We start from the raw sequence: 7968 nt of genomic DNA, 5'->3' as shown, positions 1-7968 counted from the left end.
TCGCCATTCTTCCGCTCGCGCCGCGGCAGCACCCACGGCTACGACATCGTCGATCACGGCCGACTCGATCCGGAACTCGGAACGGAAGAGGATTTCCAGCGTCTGGCCGAGGAGCTGCGCGATCGCGGGATGGGGATGCTGATCGACCTGGTTCCCAATCACATGGGAATCGACGATCCGCACAACGGATGGTGGCAGGATGTGTTGGAAAACGGCCCATGCTCGCCGTATGCCCGCTTCTTCGATATCGACTGGACGCCGCCGAAAGAGGCGCTCCACGGCAAGGTGCTGCTGGCGATCCTAGGGGACCAGTTCGGCAAGGTCCTCGAAGACGAGCAATTGCAACTGATCTACGAGGATCAGCGGTTCCTGATCCGCTACTACCACCGGAGACTGCCGACCGATCATCTCACCTGGGTGCCGATCCTCAAACGGGTGCTCGAACATTTACCGCCGCCGCTCGAGCCGGGGCATCCGCAGCGGATGGAACTGGAAAGCGTGATCACCGCGCTCGACCATCTCCCGCCGCGGACAGAATCCACGCCCGAGGCGATTCAAGAACGCTATCGCGAAAAGGAGATCGCGCGGCGGCGGTTGGCCAATCTGGTCACTAATAGCGCCGAGACTCGCGACGCGCTGGCCGCGACGCTCGTCGAATTCAATGGCCGGCGCGGCGAACCGGCCAGCTTCGATCGCTTGGAAGCGTTTCTCGACCAGCAGCCGTATCGCCTCTGCTACTGGCGCGTCGCTACCGACGAGATCAACTATCGACGATTCTTCGACGTCGATGAAATGGCCGCCATCCGCGTCGAGGACCCCGAGGTCTTTCGCGCGGTGCATGAAAAAGTCTTTCAGTACGTGGAACGCAACTGGGTGACGGGCCTGCGGATCGACCATGCCGACGGGCTGCGCGATCCGCAGAAGTATCTGGAGGACCTTCGTCATTGCGCTGAAAGCGCGGGCGAGGCGAGCACCGAGATCGCCGCGAACGGAAAACCCGGCCCGAAATTGCCGACATCGGAAACGCAACCTAGCACGCGAACTCCACGCTACATCGTCGTCGAGAAAATCCTCGGCCACAACGAAGCGTTGCACAAAGATTGGCCCGTGCAAGGGACGACCGGCTATGGCTTCCTGAATCTGCTGAACGGCCTGTTCGTCGATCGCCGCGGCGTCACGCGGCTGCGCGACGCTTACATTCGCTTCACGCAGCAGGCCGACACCTTCGCCCAGGTGCTCTTCGAGAGCAAGCGGACGATCCTTGCCACGTCGCTCTCCAGCGAACTCTACGTGCTCTCGAATCAGTTGATGCAAATTGCCGATCAGCACCGCTGGTCGCGCGATTTCACGCGGCCTTCGCTTTATCGGGCGCTGCGCGACGTAGTGGCCAGCTTTCAGGTATATCGCACGTACATCCGGCCGGGGGTGGACGAGGTGCGCGAGGAGGACCGCCGCCGGATTCAAGAGGCGGTTCGCCAGGCCCGCCGCCGCAACGCGGCCATGAGCCCGTCGTTCTTCGATTTCATCGCCTCGGTGCTGCTCTTGGAGGATCCGGCGGGGTTGTCCGAGGCTCACCGCGCGCAGCGGCGCGACTTTGTCCTCAAGTTCCAACAAGTCACCAGCCCGGTGGCGGCGAAGGGGCTCGAGGACACGGCGTTTTATCGCTTCTATCCGCTCGCTTCGCTGAACGAAGTCGGCGGCGATCCCGTCTCCCCGGCGGTGAATCTCGAGCATTTCCACCGCCGCATCCTCGAGCGCCAGGCCGCCTGGCCCGACGACATGTCGGCTACCGGCACGCACGACACGAAGCGCGGCGAGGATTTTCGGGCGCGGCTGAACGTGCTGAGTGAGACGCCGGAGTCGTGGAGTGCGGCCGTCGAACGCTGGCACGAGCTGAACGCCGCTCTTCGGAAAGAATCGGACGGTCTCCCGATCCCCGACCCGAACGAAGAGCACCTGATCTATCAGACGCTTGCCGGCACCTGGCCGACCGAACGGCTCGAAGAGCCGGCCCGTGCGAAATATGTCGAGCGGTTGGTCGCCTATGTCGAGAAGACCCTGCACGAGGCCAAGCTACACACAAGCTGGCTGAGCCCCGATCAAGAGTACGATCAGGCGGTGGCGGCATTTGTCTGGGCGATTCTCGCGGACTGGCAATCCCCGTTCGTCAAGAATCTCGATGCTTTCGTCCGTTCGATCGCGGACGCCGGCTACGTGAATTCTCTCGCTCAAACGTTGGTCAAGATTTGCGCTCCTGGTATGCCCGATTTCTATCAGGGGAGCGAATTCTGGGACTTCAACCTGGTCGATCCCGACAACCGCAGGCCCGTCGACTTCCGCCGCCGACAAGAAACGCTCGCCTGGCTGGCCGGCGAGTGGGAGAAAGATTCCGGCGGGCTTGCCCGCGAACTGCTGCGGAAGTGGCCCGACGAGCGGATCAAGATGTTGGTGATCTGGCGAGCGCTCCAATTCCGCCGCGCGAACCCGGAACTGTTCTACGGCGAATATATTCCCCTCGCGGCGAAAGGAGATCGCGAAGAGAGCGTTTGCGCCTTCGCGCGCGTGGCCGGCCGGAAATGGTCACTGTGCATCGCGCCGCGAATGGCGCTCGGCGCTTGGCAAACGTCCGGCGAACGAACGAACGCCGCCGACTCACGAAAAGGCGACGCCCCGGGATGGCCCGAAGGGCGCTGGTGGCGCGAGACGACGCTACAGCTTCCCAGCGGCGCCCCCGCGCGCTGGCGGCACGCGATCACCGGCGACATGCACGCCACCAGCCGCCGCAACGGAGGCACCAACGCCGAAAGGTCGCTCAATCTCGGCGAAGTGCTAGAATGCTTCCCCGTTGCGCTCTTGGTGAGTGACGGACTTCGATTAGCTTAGGCCGGACAATCGTGGTAAAATGAACTTGATAGAGGAGGATGCCTTTGTTGTTCGTGGAGGCCGCAATCGACCGGAAGATATCGCCCGTGCAATCGGAATGCACCCGAGCGGCGTCACCGGTGTGTCGGTTGAGTCTGCTTCTGGGTTGTCAGTCGAGCAACTGGCCGGAGCCATTCCTCACGGACAGATCGGAGTTACGAATGTTGGGAAGGTCCGCGCGGCCGGCGGAGACGTAATCCGCACCATGGGAAAGAGCCCTAACCACGCTACGTTGACGGGCTTGAGTCCGAACCGAGTTAGCCAATTACTTTCACCAACGGTACCTAATCCGTCCAAACAGCAGCCGTGAGAAACCATGAACCTGCCACTTATCTATGCAGACTTTAACAACGCGGACCCGCGCGGCTGCTTGCGGTTGAATTGTGCCGGAACGACCGACGATTTGTCTCGCCAAGGCCTCGAACTTCGCGAGGGTCTTCCAATAGTGCTTCACGACGAGGAATTGGAGGCCGACGGAACGGTGCATTTCTCCGCCGACGAGAAGGCGTGGGTCGCGATCATCGATTGGAAAAAGTTACGCGGATTCGCGCGGCATTCACGCACTTGAGCGCTGACTTGCAAACACGTCATGCCTGTTATCGGCCGCGCTGCTGTTCTCGCGCCGCCAGCATGTTGCAGAACAACGCGCCTTGCTCAATCGCATCGTCGACTGCGATATGAGTGTGCGGCAATCGATCGAACCATTCCTTAGGCATATTTCGCTTAACTGACTCGCGGTACTCGGTTCCCATCGTTGCCATGGCAAATGTTTTCAGGTCCAGGGCTGAGTGTGAGAATGGGCTCTCTCCGGAAAATCGAATTGAGTACCAATAGACAAACATGAAATCGTAGGCTGCTGGATAACCGACAAACACCGGTCTGCCAGGCAGCGACTTTAGCCAGGCGAGATAGTCGGCCATTACCCCAGCGGGATCACGCGCATTGGCGCGGCAAGCAGCCCATGCTTCCGGCCGGTCCTTCCACCACGCCATCGTTCTTGGATCACCTGCCGCCCCCGGCAACGTCAATAGATTGGCGGTGAACGTACCGAGTAATGTCTTGTCGGCCAAGTATGCGGCCGAGCCAAAGCTGAGCATGGAATTCGGACCTGGAATCGGCCCGTCGGCCTCGATATCCGTGCTGACGTAGACCTCTGCCATGCCGTCACTCGGAGGCGCGCGTGAGGTCGGCGCGGGGTAACATCACCTTTTCAATTGCGGCAATCTCATCGTCTGAGAGACCATCGTATACATTGCACCAATCAGGCAATATCGTGTCGTCAGCGGCCTCCTGATCGCCGTTGGCCGTCGGTTCCTCTGACACCGATCGACTTTCGACCCGCACTACCACCTGCTGATCGTCGCGAAGGGGCAGCCCGAACACATGCTCCAGCGCACGGCGGTCTGCCGGCTCGATCTCGGCGACACTTCGAGTAACTTCGTTCATGCTGTTATCTTAGCCCATTTCCAGATGGCAGCCAACACGATCACGCATTACGCGCCTTTCTTGAACGATGTGCTTTGGAGCGAGCCTGGTTGACCGTGACACCGGCGGGACTTAGACTCGCAGTTCGCCGGCGATTCGGCGTCTTTGCAAAGCAACACATTCTGGTGAGATCGCATGGCGACGCGCGTATGGCCGGGACGACCGTATCCGTTGGGGGCCACTTGGGACGGCAGCGGGACGAATTTCGCGCTCTATTCCGAGCACGCGACGAAGGTCGAACTCTGCCTGTTCGATCATCCCGAGGCGGAGAAGGAATCGCAGTGTATCGCGCTGCGCGAGCAGACCGACATGGTCTGGCACGCCTATCTCCCCGATGTGCTGCCCGGGCAGGTCTACGGTTATCGCGTTCATGGACCCTACAAGCCGGCCGAAGGGCATCGCTTCAATCCGCACAAGGTTCTGCTCGATCCCTATGCCAAGGCGATTGCCCGCCGGGCGCACTGGGCCGACGAGATGTTCGGCTATCGACTGAACGATCCGGATGCGGACGTCTCGTTCGACGAACGCGACAACGCCAAGTTCGCCCCCTTGGGCGCCGTGCTCGACGAGGCGTTCACCTGGGGAGACGATCGCCACCCGCAAGTTCCCTGGAACAAGGCGATCATCTACGAGATGCACGTCAAGGGTTTTACCAAGCTGCATCCCGAAGTGTCGGAGAACCTTCGCGGCACCTATGCGGGCCTGAGTTCCGACGCTGCCATTCGCTATCTCAAAACGCTGGGAATCACCAGCGTCGAGCTGCAGCCGGTGCATCACCACGTCGATGATCGCAATCTCGTCGATCGCGGACTGGTGAATTATTGGGGCTACAATACACTCGGTTTCTTTGCCCCCGAGCCGGGCTACTCCTCGGTCGCCGGCGCCGCCGAAACCGTCCGCGAATTCAAGACGATGGTGCGGAACCTGCACGCGGCGGGGATCGAGGTCATCCTCGACGTGGTCTACAACCACACGGCCGAAGGCAATCAGCTTGGCCCGACGCTTTCCTTCCGCGGCATCGACAACGCCTCGTACTACCGCGTCTCTCACGAAGACCCGCGCTACTACGAGGATTTCACCGGCTGCGGCAACACGTTTCAAATGCGGAATCCGCGCGTCTTGCAGATGATCATGGATAGCCTGCGGTACTGGATTCGGCACATGCACGTCGACGGTTTCCGCTTCGATCTGGCGAGCACGCTGGCCCGCGAGCTGCTCGAAGTGGACAAGCTGGGGGCATTTTTCGACATCATCCATCAAGACCCGGTGATCTCGCAGGTCAAGCTGATCGCCGAGCCGTGGGACCTGGGCGAGGGAGGCTATCAGGTCGGGAATTTCCCGGCCTTGTGGTCGGAATGGAACGGCAAGTATCGCGATTGCATCCGGCGATTTTGGAAGGGAGACGGCGGGGTGGTCTCGGAATTCGCCACGCGGATCTGCGGCTCGAGCGATCTTTACGAATGGAGCAACCGCCGCCCGCACGCCAGCATCAACTTCGTCACGGCCCACGACGGCTTCACCCTGCACGATCTGGTCTCCTACAACGACAAGCACAACGAGGCGAACAAAGAGGAGAACCGCGACGGCACGAACGACAACCTGAGCTGGAACTGCGGCGTGGAAGGCCCGACCGACGATCCGGCAATCCGCGCGCTGCGGCAAAAGAAGAAGCGGAGCATGCTCGCCACGCTCTTGCTCTCGCAGGGCGCGCCGATGCTCCTCGGCGGCGACGAATTCGGGCACACGCAGCGCGGCAACAACAACGCCTATTGCCAGGACAACGAACTCTCGTGGCTCCATTGGGACCTTGACGCCGAGCAACTTGCGCTGCTGAAGTTCGTGCACCGCGTGATCGCCCTCTTCCATGCCGAGCCGGTCTTCCATCGCCGGCGATTCTTCCACGGTCAAAACTTGCAGCAATCGTCCGACGGCCCGGAGATCATGTGGCTTAATCCGGCCGGAAACAAAATGTCGGACGCCGAATGGGCCAGCGCCAATGTGCGCTGTCTAGGCGTTCAACTCTTTGGCCGGATCATCGATGTCGACGAGCACGGCGAAACGATCACCGGCAACACGATGCTCCTGCTCTACAATGCCGACCACGGCAAACCGATCTCCTTCAAGCTCCCGCCGACCGGCGAAGAGACCTCGTGGGAACTCGTTTTCGACACGGCCCGCGAAGACGCCGCCGAAGGCGAGCCGACCAAAGCAACCTACGAACTTCAACCCGTCTCCGTGGTCGTCTTCCGCGCCAAAACCGCGCTCCGCGACGACGCCGCGCTCCTGCCCCACATCTCGCCACCGGCGCCGGGATAATGCCGAAGTAGTCGTAGGGGAGACAGGCGCAGCGGGCGGAATCGGTCGCTGCAATAAGTACGAAATGCGCAGTACAAAGTACGAAGGAAGGAAGATGATCGTTAGCCGGTTCGCTTGCGAACCGGAGCAGCATGCTCAGGGCCGGATCGCCCGACAGGAAATAGCCCCAAACCGTCAGGTTGGGGTGCGACACGACCAGATTGGATTTCCAAGGTCCGACGGACCGGCACTGCCCCTCGCGAGATGACATCATCCGTCTCATTCGCGGCGCTTGCAGTCGCCGATGCAAACGGCTATATTCGGAGCCGTAGGGGTTGGCTTCTTGCGAGGCATGATCTTCGGGTTCGTGAATCACCGTCGGCTGCGAGCGGCTGAACGGTGACCCGTTGAATCGCGAACTAGGCCTGCGTTGCCACGCCAATCCCCGAGTCGCGACCCTGCGATTCGCAACGCAGCAATTCAAAACGCAGCGATTCAACTGATCACGCCAATCTGCGCTGTCGGCGCTTTAGCCTTCAGGCCCGCATCCATTATTTTATTTCTCAGAGTAATTCCTATGCTTCCTTCATATCTCGGTTTCAACGTTTTCTGTTTCATCCATTTCTTATTTCAGGAGAACGCTCATGTGCCAGATTCAGGACCTAATCGGCCCCCGCCCAGCGGCGGCGGGAACGCAGCGTGGTTCGCCGAGAACACGTTCCGCGCGGCTGCATCGATTCGAGTTTCGCCGAAGCCAATTCGTCCTTATCTTCGCTTTATTGTTGGGAGCTTCTTCGGCCGACGCACTCGCGGGAACCAACGGTATTTGGATCGATTCGACAACCGGAGGCCTCTGGTCAGATCCGAGCAATTGGTCCGGTGGCGTCGTTGCTGACGGCACCGATGCAGTCGCCGATTTCAGCACGCTTGACCTGACGGCCGACAACACGGTCCATCTCAACGGCCTGCGCACGGTCGGCACGCTCATCTTCGGCGACACGACGCCGTCGAATAATTGGACGGTCGACAATAACGGCGGCGCGGCTAACGCCATTACGCTTGCGACTTCGTCGGGCACGCCAACGGTTCAAGTCAACAATCAGACGGTAACTATAACCGCCGACCTCGGCGGGACTCAGGGAATGATGAAGACCGGCAGCGGCACGTTACTGTTGGATTCCACTCCGGCTGGATTGACGTCGATTAATGGCGGCGTCCTTGAACTTGATAGCTCTTTTAGCAGGACCTTTGAGATCGGCGGACTAT

The 7968-nt window shown here is 60.5% G+C and carries 6 protein-coding genes; 4 read left to right on the top strand and 2 right to left on the bottom strand.

Annotated features, from left to right (window positions below; genetic code table 11):
- Both treY and VGY55_07450 read left to right on the top strand, forming a co-directional pair.
- A partial coding sequence (treY, locus tag VGY55_07455) for a malto-oligosyltrehalose synthase (protein ID HEV2969810.1) occupies positions 1-2883 on the top strand: 2883 nt, incomplete at its 5' end.
- Positions 2884-3238: 355 nt separating this feature from the next.
- A complete protein-coding gene (locus VGY55_07450) occupies positions 3239-3490 on the top strand; it encodes a hypothetical protein (GenBank protein HEV2969809.1) in 252 nt (83 codons plus the stop codon).
- A gap of 28 nt (positions 3491-3518) precedes the next feature.
- Here the strand turns inward: VGY55_07450 and VGY55_07445 are convergent, their stop codons facing one another.
- Positions 3519-4082, bottom strand: a complete 564-nt coding sequence (locus tag VGY55_07445) for a hypothetical protein (GenBank protein ID HEV2969808.1) — start codon at positions 4080-4082, stop codon at positions 3519-3521.
- Between the two features lie 4 nt (positions 4083-4086).
- Positions 4087-4368, bottom strand: a complete 282-nt coding sequence (locus VGY55_07440) for a hypothetical protein (GenBank protein ID HEV2969807.1) — start codon at positions 4366-4368, stop codon at positions 4087-4089.
- 174 nt (positions 4369-4542) lie between these two features.
- On the opposite strand from VGY55_07440, the gene glgX reads away from it, so the two are divergent.
- Positions 4543-6723: a glycogen debranching protein GlgX gene (glgX, locus tag VGY55_07435; protein ID HEV2969806.1), complete on the top strand. Its 2181-nt coding sequence runs from the start codon at positions 4543-4545 to the stop codon at positions 6721-6723.
- 758 nt (positions 6724-7481) lie between these two features.
- On the top strand, positions 7482-7968 hold a 487-nt coding region (locus VGY55_07430; protein HEV2969805.1), incomplete at its 3' end, for a hypothetical protein.

It is taken from the genome of Pirellulales bacterium (genome assembly GCA_035939775.1).
GTDB lineage: Bacteria > Planctomycetota > Planctomycetia > Pirellulales > DATAWG01 > DASZFO01.
This window is presented reverse-complemented; position numbering and strand designations above follow the sequence as displayed.